At 62.3% G+C, this 15,345-nt stretch carries 19 protein-coding genes; 7 read left to right on the top strand and 12 right to left on the bottom strand.

Annotated features, from left to right (window positions below; genetic code table 11):
• Positions 1 to 9: 9 nt before the first annotated feature.
• Genes coaA through hisB form a run of 9 tightly spaced genes read right to left on the bottom strand, consistent with a single transcriptional unit; the run spans position 10 to position 5,750 of the window.
• A complete protein-coding gene (gene coaA, locus NKH28_RS00630; protein ID WP_352977525.1) occupies positions 10 to 969 on the bottom strand; it encodes a type I pantothenate kinase in 960 nt (319 codons plus the stop codon).
• 18 nt (positions 970 to 987) lie between these two features.
• Complete coding sequence (locus NKH28_RS00625) at positions 988 to 1,314, bottom strand: phosphoribosyl-ATP diphosphatase (protein WP_254815934.1); 327 nt, start codon at positions 1,312 to 1,314, stop codon at positions 988 to 990.
• Positions 1,315 to 1,350: 36 nt separating this feature from the next.
• Positions 1,351 to 2,145: an imidazole glycerol phosphate synthase subunit HisF gene (hisF, locus tag NKH28_RS00620; protein WP_023677537.1), complete on the bottom strand. Its 795-nt coding sequence runs from the start codon at positions 2,143 to 2,145 to the stop codon at positions 1,351 to 1,353.
• On the bottom strand, positions 2,142 to 2,978 hold the full coding sequence (locus tag NKH28_RS00615; RefSeq protein ID WP_352977523.1) for an arginase family protein: 837 nt from the start codon (positions 2,976 to 2,978) through the stop codon (positions 2,142 to 2,144). Before NKH28_RS00615 ends, hisF begins: the two co-directional genes overlap by 4 nt.
• Entirely contained in the window at positions 2,975 to 3,724 is a 750-nt protein-coding gene (hisA, locus tag NKH28_RS00610) for a 1-(5-phosphoribosyl)-5-[(5-phosphoribosylamino)methylideneamino]imidazole-4-carboxamide isomerase (RefSeq protein WP_352977521.1), read from the bottom strand. The genes NKH28_RS00615 and hisA overlap by 4 nt, the downstream gene beginning before the upstream one ends.
• 2 nt (positions 3,725 to 3,726) lie before the next feature.
• A complete protein-coding gene (locus NKH28_RS00605) occupies positions 3,727 to 4,017 on the bottom strand; it encodes a DUF1330 domain-containing protein (protein ID WP_352472581.1) in 291 nt (96 codons plus the stop codon).
• A gap of 3 nt (positions 4,018 to 4,020) precedes the next feature.
• The gene (gene hisH, locus NKH28_RS00600; RefSeq protein ID WP_352977519.1) at positions 4,021 to 4,671 is read right to left on the bottom strand and encodes an imidazole glycerol phosphate synthase subunit HisH; all 651 of its coding nucleotides are present in this window, start codon (positions 4,669 to 4,671) and stop codon (positions 4,021 to 4,023) included.
• 1 nt (position 4,672) lies between these two features.
• A complete protein-coding gene (locus NKH28_RS00595) occupies positions 4,673 to 5,146 on the bottom strand; it encodes a DUF2628 domain-containing protein (RefSeq protein ID WP_352451667.1) in 474 nt (157 codons plus the stop codon).
• 4 nt (positions 5,147 to 5,150) lie between these two features.
• Positions 5,151 to 5,750: an imidazoleglycerol-phosphate dehydratase HisB gene (gene hisB, locus NKH28_RS00590; protein ID WP_352769582.1), complete on the bottom strand. Its 600-nt coding sequence runs from the start codon at positions 5,748 to 5,750 to the stop codon at positions 5,151 to 5,153.
• Positions 5,751 to 5,975: 225 nt separating this feature from the next.
• Between hisB and hslV the strand changes: the two genes are divergently transcribed.
• From hslV to NKH28_RS00565, 5 genes are all read left to right on the top strand, one after another.
• The gene (gene hslV / locus NKH28_RS00585) at positions 5,976 to 6,527 is read left to right on the top strand and encodes an ATP-dependent protease subunit HslV (RefSeq protein WP_254815927.1); all 552 of its coding nucleotides are present in this window, start codon (positions 5,976 to 5,978) and stop codon (positions 6,525 to 6,527) included.
• Positions 6,517 to 7,059 carry a GNAT family N-acetyltransferase gene (locus NKH28_RS00580; protein ID WP_352977517.1) on the top strand — a complete coding sequence of 181 codons (543 nt, stop codon included), beginning with the start codon at positions 6,517 to 6,519 and terminating at the stop codon, positions 7,057 to 7,059. Before hslV ends, NKH28_RS00580 begins: the two co-directional genes overlap by 11 nt.
• A 4-nt stretch (positions 7,060 to 7,063) precedes the next feature.
• Complete coding sequence (locus NKH28_RS00575) at positions 7,064 to 7,660, top strand: DUF2585 domain-containing protein (RefSeq protein ID WP_254815925.1); 597 nt, start codon at positions 7,064 to 7,066, stop codon at positions 7,658 to 7,660.
• Positions 7,661 to 7,664: 4 nt separating this feature from the next.
• Positions 7,665 to 8,978 (top strand): ATP-dependent protease ATPase subunit HslU, encoded by a 1,314-nt coding sequence (gene hslU / locus NKH28_RS00570; protein ID WP_254815924.1) that lies wholly within the window; start codon positions 7,665 to 7,667, stop codon positions 8,976 to 8,978.
• Positions 8,979 to 9,160: 182 nt separating this feature from the next.
• Complete coding sequence (locus NKH28_RS00565) at positions 9,161 to 10,120, top strand: DUF1402 family protein (protein WP_352977515.1); 960 nt, start codon at positions 9,161 to 9,163, stop codon at positions 10,118 to 10,120.
• A 34-nt stretch (positions 10,121 to 10,154) separates the two neighbouring features.
• On the opposite strand, the gene NKH28_RS00560 is transcribed toward NKH28_RS00565, so the two are convergent.
• Genes NKH28_RS00560 through NKH28_RS00550 form a run of 3 tightly spaced genes read right to left on the bottom strand, consistent with a single transcriptional unit; the run spans position 10,155 to position 12,890 of the window.
• Positions 10,155 to 11,384, bottom strand: coding sequence for an NAD(P)/FAD-dependent oxidoreductase (locus tag NKH28_RS00560; protein ID WP_352769803.1), 1,230 nt, complete (start codon positions 11,382 to 11,384; stop codon positions 10,155 to 10,157).
• 2 nt (positions 11,385 to 11,386) lie between these two features.
• Positions 11,387 to 11,701, bottom strand: coding sequence for a MocE family 2Fe-2S type ferredoxin (locus NKH28_RS00555; RefSeq protein WP_352472320.1), 315 nt, complete (start codon positions 11,699 to 11,701; stop codon positions 11,387 to 11,389).
• A gap of 40 nt (positions 11,702 to 11,741) precedes the next feature.
• Complete coding sequence (locus tag NKH28_RS00550; RefSeq protein ID WP_502906579.1) at positions 11,742 to 12,890, bottom strand: fatty acid desaturase family protein; 1,149 nt, start codon at positions 12,888 to 12,890, stop codon at positions 11,742 to 11,744.
• A gap of 116 nt (positions 12,891 to 13,006) precedes the next feature.
• Between NKH28_RS00550 and NKH28_RS00545 the strand changes: the two genes are divergently transcribed.
• Together NKH28_RS00545 and NKH28_RS00540 are read left to right on the top strand one after the other, a co-directional pair.
• On the top strand, positions 13,007 to 14,038 hold the full coding sequence (locus tag NKH28_RS00545) for a LacI family DNA-binding transcriptional regulator (protein ID WP_023677522.1): 1,032 nt from the start codon (positions 13,007 to 13,009) through the stop codon (positions 14,036 to 14,038).
• Between the two features lie 309 nt (positions 14,039 to 14,347).
• A complete protein-coding gene (locus NKH28_RS00540; protein ID WP_352451673.1) occupies positions 14,348 to 15,289 on the top strand; it encodes a sugar ABC transporter substrate-binding protein in 942 nt (313 codons plus the stop codon).
• Positions 15,290 to 15,345: the final 56 nt, after the last annotated feature.

The following is a 15,345-nucleotide window of genomic DNA, read 5'->3' as shown; positions in this document are numbered from 1 at the left end:
CCCGGGATTTCACAGTTTCCTGAGCGCCACTTCCTCGACCAGATGGTTGGCGCCCTTGCGCAGGATGAGATCGGCTCGGGCGCGGGTCGGCAATATATTCTCGCGCAGATTCTTCAGGTTGATGTTGGTCCACAGGCCCTCGGCGATGGCGCGGGCCGCATCCTCGGAAAGTTGCGAATAGCGGTGAAAGAAGGAGGCCGGGTCGCGGAAGGCGGTTTCGCGCAACCGCATGAAGCGGGCGATATACCAGTGATGGATCAGCGCCTCCTCGGCATCGATGTAGATGGCAAAGTCGAAGAAATCCGACAGGAAAGGCACGATCTTGCCATCCTTCGGCAGCTTGCCCGGCTGCAGGACGTTGATGCCCTCGAAGATCAGGATGTCCGGCCGGTCGATGGTCTGGAACGCGCCCGGGATGACGTCATAGGTCAGGTGCGAATAGACCGGCGCGCGGACGTTGCGCTGCGCCGATTTGATGCCGGACAGGAAGCGCAGCAGCGCGCCGACGTCGTAGCTGTCCGGAAAGCCCTTGCGCTCCATCAGGTTGTTGCGGCGCAGGACTTCGTTCGGCAGCAGGAAACCATCGGTGGTGACCAGGTCGACCTTGGGACTCGACGGCCAGCGCGCCAGCAGCTCCTTCAGCACGCGCGCCGTGGTCGATTTGCCGACCGCGACGGAACCGGCAATGCCGATGATGAACGGTGTCTTGGCCGCGTCCAGCGCGTTGAAGAAGGCCTGGCGCTGCCTGAACAGGAGTTGACTGGCTTCGACATGAGCCGACAACAGCCGCGACATCGAAAGATAGATGCGCTCGACCTCGTGGAGATCGACCGGATCGTTCAGCGACCGCAGACGATGGATCTCGTCTGCGGTCAGCGTCATCGGCGTATCGGCGCGGAACCGCGACCATTGCTCGGCCGAGAAGAAACGATAGGGTGAATACTTCTCGGTAGGAGCGAGCTGGTCCATCGAGTTCCTCCGCAGCGATCAGCCCCGGTCCAGCCGAGACGCCTTTTCGGCGATGCCCGAACGACCGGTGCGGCGTTCAAGCTCGTTGAGCACATCGCTCAGCGGAATGTCCGCTATGCCGAGAACGACAAGCCAATGATAGATGAGATCGGCGCTTTCCGAAACAAGCGCGTCCCGGTCGGCGCTGACGGCTGCGATCACCGTTTCGACTGCCTCTTCGCCGAGTTTCTGCGCTGCCTTGCTCATGCCACGCTGAAAGAGCTTGGCCGTCCACGAATCCGGATCGCCGGAACGTGCGCGTTCGCCAATAATCTTCTCCAGATCGGAGAGCGAGAACTCGGTCATGACGGCGTTTACAGCCTCTTCTTAGCCGGAAAGGCTCTAGGACCGATTACCCGGCGAGTCCAGCCGCATCGGCAGTCCGGCCTGAGCCATGTGCAGCTTGGCTTCGGCGATGCTGTAGGTGCCGAAATGGAAGATCGACGCCGCCAGCACCGCGCCGGCATGGCCGTCGCGAATGCCTTCGACAAGGTGGTCGAGCGTGCCGACGCCACCGGAAGCGATGACCGGCACGCGTACGGCATCGGCGACCGCGCGGGTAAGGGCTATGTCGTAGCCGGCCTTGGTGCCGTCGCGGTCCATCGATGTTAGCAGGATCTCGCCGGCGCCGAGATCGACCACTCGCCGAGCGAACTCGACGGCGTCGATGCCGGTCTTCTCGCGGCCGCCATGGGTGAATATCTCCCAGCGATCAGCCTCGCTCGCAGCGGACACTTTCTTGGCATCGATGGCGACGACGATGCACTGGTTGCCGAATTTGTCGGCAGCCTCGGCGACAAAATTTGGGGTCTTCACCGCCGCCGTGTTGATCGACACCTTGTCGGCGCCGGCCAGTAGCAGCTTCCTGATGTCGGCGACCTGACGGACGCCACCGCCAACGGTCAGCGGCATGAAACATTGTTCGGCGGTGCGGGCGATGACATCGAAAATGGTCTCGCGGTTTTCCGACGAGGCGGTGATGTCGAGAAAGCAGAGCTCGTCGGCGCCGGCCGCGTCATATGCTTTTGCCGCTTCGACGGGATCGCCGGCATCGACCAGGTCGACGAAATTAACGCCCTTGACGACACGGCCGTTCTTGACGTCGAGACAGGGGATGACGCGGGCTTTCAGCATCAGATCCTCTCGATCGCCGCAAGAAAATCGACAAGCAGCTGGCCGACGACGACCGGAACTTCGGACTGGGAATCAAAGGCCGGGTCGTAGGCCGAGAGCGTCACGCCGACGATTGGGATTGACCTGGCCAGTCCGCAGGCAAGCTGCCGCAGCTGTTCCGGACTCGGGCCGCCCGGGTGCGCGTAGCGGTTCACCTGCAACACATCCGGATCGAGGACATCCAGGTCGAGATGCAGATGCGCCCGCACAGTCCCTGTCGCCGTGAGCTTTCCGATCATATCGAGTGCACCGGCACATTCGGTGCGCACGATCGGCAAAGTTTCCAGCAGTCGCTTTTCGTCGGGATCGAGGTCGCGGGCATCGACCAGCATGCAGCGCGCCGGGTCTATCGGCCGGAACCCCGGAATTGCTGCCGCCATCGGATGCCAGCAGAGCCCGAGCGTCGCCGCCAGCGCCATGCCGTCGAGAAAGCCGTAGGCCGACGTCTCCGGCGTGTTGAGATCGCCATGCTGGTCGATCCAGATGATCGAATCCGCCGCTTCGCCGGCAACCGCACCGGCGGCGGTCAGGCAATTTCCAGCAAGGATAATGGGGAAGCGTCCTCCATCGCGGGCGAGGTTAACCTTGGTCGCGACGGCGTTGCAGACGGCGAAGCCGGTTGCAATTTCGCGCCCCTGCTCGTCTCCGACCTTGCCGATATCTTCGACGGCGACGTCATGGCCAGCCACGGTCAGGGCTTCGACCAGCCCACCGCCGACGATGGCGTCCGGCCCCTGGCCGCACCCTTCGAGATAGTGCCCGCTGTCGTAGGGAGCAACGATAATCGAGACCTTCACGTTTCACACCCTGCCATCGGTTTGCCACGCAGGATCGCCAATGCCTCGGCCGGGTCGATGCGGCCGTCGTAGAGGGCGCGGCCGGAGATCGCGCCTTCGAGCTTGCGGGCATCGGGCATGGTCATGCGCACGATGTCGGCGATCGAGGCGAGCCCGCCCGAGGCGATAACCGGGATCGACACCGCGTCGGCGAGATCGATGGTGGCGCCCCAGTTGATGCCAGTCAGCACACCGTCGCGGTCGATATCGGTGTAGATGATGGCGGCGACGCCGGCACCCTCGAATTTCCTCGCCAGTTCAATGACGCCGAGGCTCGAAGCCTCAGCCCAGCCTTCGACCGCGACCTTACCGCCCTTGGCGTCGATGCCGACAGCGATCTTGCCCGGGAATGCCTTGCAGGCCTGCCTGACCAGATCCGGATCGCGGACCGCCACGGTGCCAAGAATGACGCGGGCCAGCCCACGGTCGAGCCAGTCCTCGATCTGCGCCAGGGTGCGGATGCCGCCGCCGAGCTGCACCGGATTGCTCGTCGCCTTCAGGATGGCGCCGACCGCGGCGCTGTTGACGCTCTGGCCCTTGAAGGCGCCGTTGAGGTCGACGACGTGCAGCCATTCGAAGCCCTGCTCTTCGAAGACGCGCGCCTGAGCGGCGGGATCGTCATTGTAGATGGTGGCGGTCGCCATGTCGCCATGCCTGAGGCGCACGCATTTGCCGTCCTTGAGGTCTATCGCCGGAAACAGAAACACCTTCAGGCGCCTTCGACGATGACAAAGTGGCCGGTCGAGCCGGCGAGCCTGTACTTCAACGCCTCCTGGTATTCAGGCGAGCCGTAGCATTCCAGCGCCTTTTCATAGGATTCGAATTCCACCAGCACGTGGCGATTGCCTGCCGGTCCTTCCGGGCTGGTGTACCGCCCGGCGCGCACCGGGAACTTCGCGCCGTATTTCGCGAAAGCCGCGGCATTGGCCTCGATATATCGCTTGTAGATCTCGGGATCGCGGACATCGACCATTGCCATCCAATAGCCCTTCTTGCTCATGGTTCAGGGCCTCCAGCCTAGGAAATTGGTGATCAGCGCCAGGCCCAGCGCCTGGCTCTTCTCGGGGTGGAATTGCGTTCCGGCGAGGTTGTCGCGAGTGACAGCGGCCGTTACCGGGCCGCCATAGTCGGCAACCGCCAGCACCTCATCCTCCTTCCGTGCATCGAGATGGTAGGAGTGGACGAAATAGGCGTGCAGTCCCTTGCCACCCGTCGCAATGCCGGAAAACAGCGGATGCTTGCGCTTCAGGTCAATCGTGTTCCAGCCGATCTGCGGGATCTTCAGTGTCGGATCGGCCGGCGTGATCTCCTTGACGTCGCCGGCGACCCAGCCAAAGCCCTTTGTGACGGTCTTTTCCAGGCCTCGCTCCGACATCAGCTGCATGCCGACGCAGATGCCGAGGAACGGCCGAGCCTTGGCGATCGCCACCTCCTCGACCGCTTCCCACATGCCGGCGACCGCACGCAGTCCAGCGGCGCAATCGGCATAGGCACCGACGCCGGGCAGGACGATGCGGTCGGCGGTCCTGACCCGCTCGGCATCGGCGGTGAGTTCGATCGCGGCGGCAATACCGGCTTCATGCGCGGCACGCTCGAAGGCCTTGGTGGCCGAGCGCAGATTGCCCGACCCGTAATCGATGATCGCTACCCTCATCTCAGGGCTTTCCCGGAATATGGTTCAGCCCCAGCGCCAGGCCCATCTGCGCCGACCGGGCATGTGCTGCGTCTGGGACGATGCGTTGCACCGTCGGTTGTTCATCCGACTGAGCATCGGCTTCCAATGCATAGCGGAGGTCTGCGTCGTCGAGCCTGTCGGCCTCGACCACGCCCCATTCATGCCAGCCGCGACGGCGCAGGGCTGCGATCCGCAAGCCCTGCCCTTCCAGTCCGACAAAGAGCATGACAAGCAGGGATAAAAGCGAGCCGGTTGTTTCCAGGTCCAGCCTTTCGCCTAGCATCGAGAGCAGGCCCATTGCGACAAACGCCAATGCCGCCTCGACCCACAGCCGGTGCCAGGCCAGCCACAGCGGCGGCACCAGGAAGCCGAGCCAGGCAAAGCCGTCACGGATAAAGGTAGTGTCCACGCTTTCGCTGCGGCCTGGCGGCTTCATCACGACATAGATGGCCATGACGCTATCCTTTCAGGGATCCCTTGGTGGAGGGAACCGCGTCCGGCTGGCGCGGGTCGCGCTCAAGCGCCGAACGCAACACACGCGCCACGGCCTTGAAGCAGGTCTCGGCGATGTGGTGGTTGTTGGCGCCGTAATGATTGGTGACATGAAGCGTGATGCCGGCATTCTGCGCCAGCGCGTGGAAGAATTCGCGCACCAGCTCGGTGTCGAACGTACCGATCTTCGGCGACGAGAACGAAACATTCCAGACCAGAAAAGGCCGGCCGGAGACATCGATTGCCGCCCGCGTCAGTGTCTCGTCCATGGCGAGATCGATCGAGGCGTAGCGCATGATGCCGCGCCGCTCGCCCAACGCCTTGGCCAGCGCCTGGCCGAGCGCGATGCCCGTATCCTCGACCGTATGGTGGTCGTCTATGTGCAGGTCGCCCTTGGCCTTCACGGTCATGTCGATCAGCGAATGGCGCGACAACTGGTCCAGCATATGGTCGAAGAAGCCGACGCCCGTCGAAATGTCGGATTTGCCCGAGCCGTCGACCTGAACCGACACGGCGATGTCGGTTTCCCTGGTCTTGCGGCTTATCTCGGCGGAACGGGGCGCCATGACCTCATCCTTGTCTCAGATTTGCACGGTTCAGGCCTTCACATGCCTGAAAACGAAAGCCTTCTAGCAGCATGATCCGGCGATTGCCAGTTACCGCTGCGGAGCCCGATCCGACCCGGTGGATGGCCGGTTTGCAATCATCCGGCCTATACATACATATGGCCGATCAAATCACTCGTAACGCGCCGATCGCCTTAATGGGATCGGTGCTGAACGGAGCAGAAAATGTCGAATGAACTGACCATGCATGCCACGACCATCCTGACCGTGCGCAAGGGCGGCAAGGTGGTGATCGCCGGCGACGGCCAGGTCAGCCTCGGCCAGACCATCATGAAGGGCAACGCCAAGAAGGTGCGCCGCATCGGCAAGGGCGGCAACGTCATTGCCGGCTTCGCCGGCGCCACCGCCGATGCCTTCACGCTGCTGGAGCGGCTCGAAGCCAAGCTCGAACAATATCCCGACCAGCTGACACGCGCCTGCGTCGAGCTCGCCAAGGACTGGCGCACCGACCGTTATTTGCGCCGGCTGGAAGCAATGATGCTGGTGGCCGACAAGTCGGTGTCGCTGGCGTTGACCGGCACCGGCGACGTGCTGGAGCCCGAATTTGGCGTCATGGCCATCGGCTCCGGCGGCAACTACGCGTTGGCCGCGGCCCGCGCCCTGATGGACAGCGACAAGGGCGCAGAGGAGATCGCCCGCAAGGCGATGCAGATCGCGTCAGACATTTGCGTCTACACCAACAACAACTTCGTCGTCGAAACCCTCGATGCCGCCTGAGCGGAGCCTCCGCTATGGTTTTCGGCCGGTGACCCAGAGGGACCTGCCGATGATCGCCGGCTGGCTTGCCGAGCCGCATGTCGCCGAATGGTGGAACGACCCAGAGACCGAGATTGCGGAGATCCGCGAGCATATCGACAGCATTTCGGTCGAGCCGCTGATTATCGAGCTCGACGGAAAGCCCATCGGCTATTTGCAGAGCTACGATCCGCATCTGGAGGACGGCCATCCCTATAGCGACCAGCCGTTCGGCACGCTCGGCATCGATCTGTCGATCGGCGTGCCGGGGCTTGTCGGGGTCGGCCACGGCTCGGCGATCGTCCGGCAGTTCGTCGAGCAGCTTTTCGAGGAAGGTACGCCGCGCGTCATCATCGACCCGGACCCCGCCAATGCACGGGCTATCCGTGCCTATGAAAAGGCCGGTTTCAGGGCTATCGATCGCAGGAAGTCGGAATATGGCGATGCCGTGCTGATGGCGATTGATGCCCCAGAGGGTGACGCCGAACAGGGTGACGCAAAAGAGGGGCAATAGCAGCATGAGCGTATCCAGCGACAAAACCGTCTCGGCCTACGAAGACAGCTGGCGAATGGGGCTTCTGCTGGTCCTCGGCCTGGTCATCTTCCAGGCCGGGGTCCTCTACGGCATGGGGCGGACGCCGATCTGTACCTGCGGCTATGTCAAGCTGTGGCACGGCATTGTGCAGAGCTCCGAGAATTCCCAGCATATTTCCGACTGGTACAGCTTCTCGCACATCATTCACGGCTTCTTGTTCTATGCGCTGGCGTGGTTCCTTTTCCCGCGCTCGCCGATCGGGCTCAGGCTGGCCTTTGCGGTGGTTATAGAGGGCGGCTGGGAGTTGCTCGAGAACAGCCCTTTCATCATCGACCGCTACCGCGCCGGCACAATCTCGCTCGACTATTATGGCGACAGCATCATCAATTCGGTGTCCGACACGCTGGCCATGGTGCTGGGGTTTGTCATGGCGCGAAGGCTTCCTATATGGGTGATCGTGACCCTCGCCCTCATCTTCGAATTCGGTGTCGGCTATCTCATCCGGGACAATCTGACACTCAACGTGATCATGCTGCTGCATCCGTTCGAGTCCATTCGGCAGTGGCAAAGTGGAATTTAGTGACATGAGCACCTTCTCTCCCCGCGAAATCGTTTCGGAACTCGACCGCTTCATCATCGGCCAGAAAGACGCCAAGCGTGCCGTGGCGATTGCCTTGCGCAACCGTTGGCGCCGCCAGCAGCTCGAGGGCCAGATGCGCGAAGAGGTGATGCCGAAGAACATCCTGATGATCGGCCCGACCGGTGTCGGCAAGACCGAGATTTCACGCCGCCTGGCACGCCTTGCCGGTGCGCCTTTCGTCAAGGTCGAAGCCACCAAGTTCACCGAGGTCGGTTATGTCGGCCGCGATGTCGAGCAGATCATCCGCGATCTGGTCGAGATCGCCATCGGGCTGGTGCGCGAGAAGATGCGCGAGGACGTCAAGGCGCGTGCCCACATCAACGCCGAGGAACGGGTGCTCGAAGCGCTCGTCGGCAAGACGGCGAGCCCGGCCACCCGCGACAGTTTCCGCAAGAAGCTGCGCGACGGCGAACTCGACGACAAGGAGATCGAGATCGAAGTGGCCGATACCGGCAATGGCGGCATGCCTGGCTTCGAGATTCCCGGCATGCCGGGCGCCAATATCGGCGTGCTCAACATCAACGACATGCTGTCGAAGGCGATGGGCGGCAAGAAGACCAAGTTGCGCAAGACGACCGTCAAGGAATCCTACGGGCTGTTGATCAGCGACGAGTCCGACAAGCTGCTCGATCAGGACGAAGTGGTGCGCAGGGCACTCGAATCGACCGAGAATGACGGCATCGTCTTCCTTGACGAGATTGACAAGATCGCCTCGCGCGAAGGCGGCATCGGTGCCGGTGTTTCGCGTGAAGGTGTGCAGCGCGACCTGCTGCCGCTGGTCGAAGGCACCACGGTTGCGACCAAATATGGACCGGTGAAGACCGACCACATCCTGTTCATCGCCTCGGGTGCGTTCCACGTCGCCAAGCCCTCCGACCTGCTGCCGGAATTGCAGGGCCGCCTGCCGATCCGCGTCGAGCTGCGGGCGCTGGAGAAGGACGATTTCGTCCGCATCCTCACCGAGACCGAAGCCAGCCTGATCAAGCAGTATATCGCGCTGATGAAGACCGAAGGCGTCGACCTGGTCTTCACCGATGACGCGATCGATTCGTTGGCCGGCATCGCCGTGGACCTTAACGCCAGCGTCGAGAATATCGGCGCCAGGCGGCTGCAGACGGTGATGGAACGGGTGCTGGACGATATCTCCTATGACGCGCCGGACCGCAACGGCACCTCGGTGACCATCGATGCCGCCTATGTCGAGAAGCATGTCGGCGACCTCTCCAGAAACACGGACTTGTCGCGTTTCATCTTGTAGGAGACGCTTCATTCTCGAAGAGGGTCGGGGAATTGCTCCCGGCCTCCCCAATTTGGCCCAGCATTCCCGATGTGTGGCCAAATGGAAGCATCCGGCAAGCTTTCGTCCCGTCGGGTGCAGGCGTCTCTCGACTCCCGGTGGAGCATTACCTAGTTTGCCGGCGACTATTTGGGCGGCGGCGCATGAAAAAACTGATCCTCGTCATTTTGGGGCTGACGCTGGCGGCAGCCATGTTCGCCGCGCAAGCGGCAACGATGGTGCCGCCGGGCAACCGCAACACCGAGCAGCCCGACATACCGGGCGCTTCGAGCCGGCGCACCCAGGCGACCAACACCACCTTCCAGGCGAAATACCGCAAAGTCTTTGCGCTGCTCCAGAACGATGCCGAGTTGCGCGGCAAGATCAAGCAGGCAGCCGCGGCCTATGGCATCGACCCAATGCATATCGTCGGCGCCATCGTCGGCGAGCACACCTACAATGTCGATGCCTACGACCGGCTGCAGACCTACTACGTCAAGGCGATTTCGTATCTGTCGAGCAAGCTCTCCTTTGCCTATGATGGCGAGGATATCTCCGATTTCGTGCAGCGGCCGCAATTTGCGAAATGCGCAGGGAAGTCCGACAGCTACGATCTGTGGGAGTGCCGCGAACAGGTGTGGAACCGGTCGTTCCGCGGCAAGACCGTCGACGGCGAGAGCTTTCCCAACGACCGCTTAGGCGCCACTTTCTTCCAGCCTTATTATGCCGGCCAGACTTTTGGCCTTGGCCAGCTCAATCCGCTGACGGCACTGCAAATGAGCGACCTCGTGCACAAGGTTTCCGGCCTGCCGGAACTCAACGTCGGCGATCCCAACGCGGTCTACAAGACCATCATGGATCCTGACCTGACACTGCCTTATGTCGCAGCAACAATCCGGAAATCGATCGACGCCTATAGAAGCATTGCCGGCTTTGACATCTCAGGCAATCCCGGCATCACGTCGACGCTCTACAATGTCGGCAACCCCGAACAGCGCGCCTATGCGCTGAAGGCCGAGAACGACAAGCGCCGCGCTGCGGGCGAGCCGGAAAAACTGCCCGAGGAAAATTACTATGGCTGGCTGGTCAACGACAAGCTGCCGGAGCTGAAGGCGCTGTTTTAGCCGAACGCGCTCGGCCAATTATCCACGCGGCGGATCAAGCCGCCAGCAGCGACTTTAACTTGATGGTCTGCGAGCCTAGCGCTTCCGGCGCCGGCCTTGCCTGCTTCGCAATCAGCATCTCGGCCAGCCTTATGTCGCGGGCGACCGCGTTGCCGGCGCCGATGCCGCTTGCCGCAACCAGCCTGCCGTCCTCGGCGAGGTGGAACAGGATGAAGGCGCCGTCGCCGAGGTCGCGGCGCACGATGCTGCGGCCTTCGTCCGACAGGCCGGCGATCTGCAAGGTCAGGCCGTACTGATCCGACCAGAACCACGGCACTGCGGCGTGGGCCTCGCCGGCGCCAAGCATATTCCTTGCGGCGAGCGCGCCCTGCTCCTGTGCGTTGCGCCAGGCTTCGAGCCGCACGCGCCGGCCGCCATAGAGGGCGAGCGGAAACGAACAGCAGTCGCCGGCGGCAAAGATATCCGGGTCGCTGGTGCGAAGCTCGGCGTCGACGGCGACACCATTGTCGACGGTCAGCCCCGCCTCCGCGGCAAGTCCGGTCACCGGCACGGCGCCGATGCCGATCACGGCAAGATCGGCGACAATGTCGTGTCCACCGGCGAGCGCGATGCGCACTTCGGCGCCATCATCGGCAATGGCGGCGATGCCCTCGCCGCACAGGATTTTCACGCCTTCCGCTTCATGCGCCTGATGGATGACCTCAGCGATCTCGGCTGGCACGCCGCGCATCAAGATGCGCGGCTGCGCCTCGATGATGGTGACCGCGGCACCCAGTCTGCGTGCCGCCGCGGCAAGCTCAAGCCCGATGAAGCCGCCGCCGACTATGGCGATGCGATTTCCGGCGCTGAGATGGGCGCGAATGGCCAGCGCGTCGTTGAAGGTCCGGAGGTAGACGCAGCGCCCGCCAAGGCCCGGCATAGGCAGCTTGCGCGGCACCGAACCGGTCGCCAGCAGGAGCTTGTCGTAGGCCAGGGCGGAACCGTCCGAGAGGCGCACGACATGCGCCTCTCGGACGATCGCCACCGCCTGGACCGAATGGATATGCCTGATCGATCTTTCGGCCAGAACCGCCTCACTGGCGATCGCCTTGATCAGGGGCGCGTCGGCAACCATCGCGTCTTTCGACAGCGGCGGGCGCTCATAGGGCAGATGCGGCTCGTCGCCGACCAGCGTCACCGGGCCATCATAGCCGAGCTCGCGCAGCGCAAGGGCGGCGCGCCCGCCGCATTCGCCGGCGCCGATGATGACCATTCCCTTCGTCATCATCAACCGATCCGGACAAGGACTTTGCCGGCGTCGACTTTGACCGGATAAGTTCTTAGATCGACGCAGACCGGCGCGCCCCTGGCAGCCCCTGTCTTGTAGTTGAAGCGGCCATTATGCTTCGGGCACTCGATGACGTCGTCCATGACCAGCCCGTCCGCCAGATGCACCTTCTCATGCGTGCAAAGCCCGTCGGTGGCGAAATACCCGTCGTCGGGGCTGCGATAGATGGCAAAGGTGCGGCCGCCATGGTCGAAGCGCATCACGTCTTCTTCGTCGATGTCCTCGGCGTCACAGGCCTCGACCCAGTCGCTCATTTACGGGTCCCTCGATGTTTGGTGCGTTGGCATGGGCTTGTCATTCAGCAGCCACCGCAACAGCAGCGTTATCGCTGTGGAAATCCTCGCGATAGGGCCGCGCCGTCGGCGGCAGTTCGCGCTTGATGAAATAATCCTCATTGCGCAGCTGGCGCAGGAAAGCCGGTATCATCTCGCGGTAGCCGGCCAGGATGGATGGTGTCGGCGCCGGCAGATCGTGCTTGATCAGTTCGTGCAGCCTGGGCAGCGCGTGATAGGGCACCATGGGAAACATGTGATGCTCGACGTGGTAGTTCATGTTCCAGTAGATGAAGCGGCTTATCGGGTTCATGTAGACGGTGCGGCTGTTGAGCCGGTGATCGGTGACGTTTTCAGCCAGGCCGCCATGCTGCAGCAGGCCGACCATGACATGGTGCCAGGCACCGTAAAGCCTGGGCAGACCGACCAGCATCAGCGGCAGGAACGAGCCGGTATAGAGCGCCAGCGCAATGGTCGCGGCATAGATTGTCGTCCAGATGCGGGCAATGCGAATTGCCTTCGGCTGCTCCTGGTCGGGAATGAAGGTTCTTTCGGCCGGACTGACGATACCGGCTGCATTGCGCAGCATGTCGCTCATCGCATGCCAGGCGTCGAGAATGCCGACGAAGTTGAGCACCGCGCGCAGCAGATCGGGCGGACGCATCACCGAGATCTCCGGATCGCGGCCGACTATGATGGTATCGGTATGATGTCGCGTGTGGCTCCAGCGCCAGGTCACCGGGTTGCGCATGATCATGAAGCAGGCGACCTGATAGACCACGTTGTTCATCCACTGCGTCCTGAAAGCGGTGCCGTGGCCGCATTCGTGCCAGCGTGAGTCGGTGGAGGAACCGTAGAGGACGCCGTAGACGAAGAAGAACGGCACGCACCACCAGCTGCCCCAGAACCAGGCGGCGCCGGCGCCGCTGAGGATCATGGTGCCGAGCCAGATGATGGTGTCGCGGATCGCCGGGCCGTCGGAGCGCTGCATCAGCTCCTTCATCTGCTTGCGCGGCACGTCGGTGTGATACCACTCGGCCGCCGCCAGCCCGCTCTCGACGGCAAGCTTCGCGTCGCGGCCGATCAGGCTGTAGTCGCGTCGGGACGCTGCTGCGGCTCTCGTATTCCCGGTTCGGAGTCCAATATCCACCATAGCGGAGGCCTCGATCATATTCGGTCAGCGTTCAAAATAACGCCGAGCCCTGATAGGCTCAATATCACAAAGATAGTTTCTATCATTTTCCATCAGAATGGTGTAAAAGGACCAAACAGTGGAATGAGGCAGCGATGGCGAAACGCCCGACGATCACCGACCTGGCGCGCATTTCGGGGGTCAGCGTTGCCACCGTCGATCGAGTGCTGAACAACCGCTTGCCGGTGCGCGAGGAAACCGCGCGCCGCGTCTATGAGGCCGCGACCAGCATCGGCTATCACGCAGCCGGATTGATCAAGCAGCGGATGCGCCATGAATTGCCCGAATACCGGCTCGGGTTCCTGCTGTTGAGGCGGGAGGACGTCTTCTACAGCGAATTTGCCCGCGAGCTTGAACTGGCGGTATCGCAGTCGCCGCGCTTTCGCGGCGTGGCGACCATCGACTTCGCCGCTTCGCTGGCGCCGGACGAGATCGTCGAGCGGATGCGCAAGCTGGCCGCCAAATCCAGGGCCGTCGCCCTGGTCGGGCCTGATCACCCGACGCTGACGGTCGCCGTCGAGGCTCTGAAAGCCAATGGCGTACCGGTGTTCTCCCTGCTTTCCGACTTTGCATCCGGTATTCGCGAGGGCTATGTTGGCCTGGACAATCGCAAGGTCGGCCGCACCGCTGCCTGGATGATCTCGAAGGCCGCGAAGAGACCTGGCAAGGTTGCCCTCTTCGTCGGCAGCCATCGCTTCCATGGCCATGAGCTTCGCGAGATCGGTTTTCGCTCCTTCTTTCGCGAGCAGGCGCCGGAATTCACTCTCCTCGAGACGTTGGTCAATCTGGAAGCGAACCAGATCACGCATGATGCAATGATCGAGCTTCTGGCCCGCCACCCTGATCTCGCCGGTTGCTATGTCGCCGGTGGCGGCATGGAAGGCGCGATCTCGGCGCTGAGGGAGGCAAAGCCGGCTGAGATGCCGGCGGTCGTCTGCAACGAGATCACGCCCGACTCCCGCGCGGCGCTGGCGGATAATTTCCTGACCATGGTGATCTCGACGCCACTGGCGGCGCTTTGCCGCGAGCTTGTCGGGCTGATGGCGCATGCCATCGAGACCGGCGCTGCGAATGCGCCGGGCCAGACCTTTCTGCCCTTCGACATTTATCTGCCAGAAAACATCTGACGTCGCAGTCATCGGCGGCAGACATGATGTAATCTATCAGAATGCTTTCAGGCCTCGCTTGCCTGAGCGTCCGTCCAAAAGCGCTCGAAATGCCGAAAATCCATTCCTCATGGCGAAATCTCGCTTGACGCCCACGCGAAATGGAATAAATATTTCACCATCTGAGCATTTTGGTTCTTTCGTTCCGGAAGATCTGTTTCAGGCAAATGCCTCTGGAACCAAAAATGGCAATCGGGAGAGAATTCCCTGCGAGATCGGGGATTCCGGGTAGATCGGTGCAGCCGGACACCAATGTGGAGGAGAAATAAAATGAAAAAACTGCTTTTGGGCGTCGCGTTCGCGGCGCTGATGAGTTCGTCCGCCTTTGCCGCCAAGATCGGCGTGTCGATGGCGTTGTTCGACGACAATTTTCTCACCGTGCTGCGCAACGGCATGATTGAACAGGCCAAGGGCATGGACGGCGTCGAGCTGCAGGTGGAGGATGCGCAGAACGACGTCGCCAAGCAACTCGACCAGATCAAGAACTTCGCCGCCTCAGGCGTCGACGCCATCATCGTCAACCCGGTCGACACCTCGGCGACCCAGGCAATGTCGGACGCAGCCGCCGCTGCCAAGATTCCACTGGTCTATGTCAATCGCGAGCCGGTCAACGTCGACACGCTGCCCGAAAACCAGGCCTTCGTCGCCTCGAACGAAGCCGATTCCGGCACGCTCGAGACCAAGGAGGTCTGCCGCCTCTTCAAGGAGGCCGGCAAGACTGAAGCCAATGTCTATGTGATCATGGGCGAGCTGTCGAACCAGGCAGCGGTGCAGCGCACCAAGGACATTGATGACGTGATCGCCACACCGGAGTGCAGCTTCATCAAGATCATCGACAAGCAGACGTCGAACTGGAAGCGCGAAGAAGCGCAGAACCTGATGACCAACTGGCTGTCGACCGGCAAGCCGTTCGACGGCGTCATCGCCAATAATGACGAAAGCGCCATCGGCGCCATCCAGGCGATGAAGGCCGCCAACATCGACATGAAGTCGGTTGTCGTCGGCGGGGTCGACGCTACCCAGGATGCGCTTGCCGCGATGCAGGCGGGCGACCTCGATGCGACGGTGTTCCAGGACGCGGCCGGCCAGGGTGCCGGCGCGCTTGACGCGGCGCTCAAGCTGGCGAAGGGCGAGAAGGTCGAGCACAAGGTCTACATCCCGTTCCAGCTGGTCACGCCGGCAAATATCGACAAGTTCCTGAAGAAGAACTGAGGCGGACCTGTCCGATACGGAGCGGCGCGCCAAAGTAAGACAGCGCCGCTCTGCTT

Source organism: Mesorhizobium sp. M1227, from assembly GCF_040318315.1.
In the GTDB taxonomy this organism is placed as follows: domain Bacteria; phylum Pseudomonadota; class Alphaproteobacteria; order Rhizobiales; family Rhizobiaceae; genus Mesorhizobium.
Note: the sequence above shows the minus strand (reverse complement) of the source record. Positions and strands in the feature narration are given on the sequence as shown.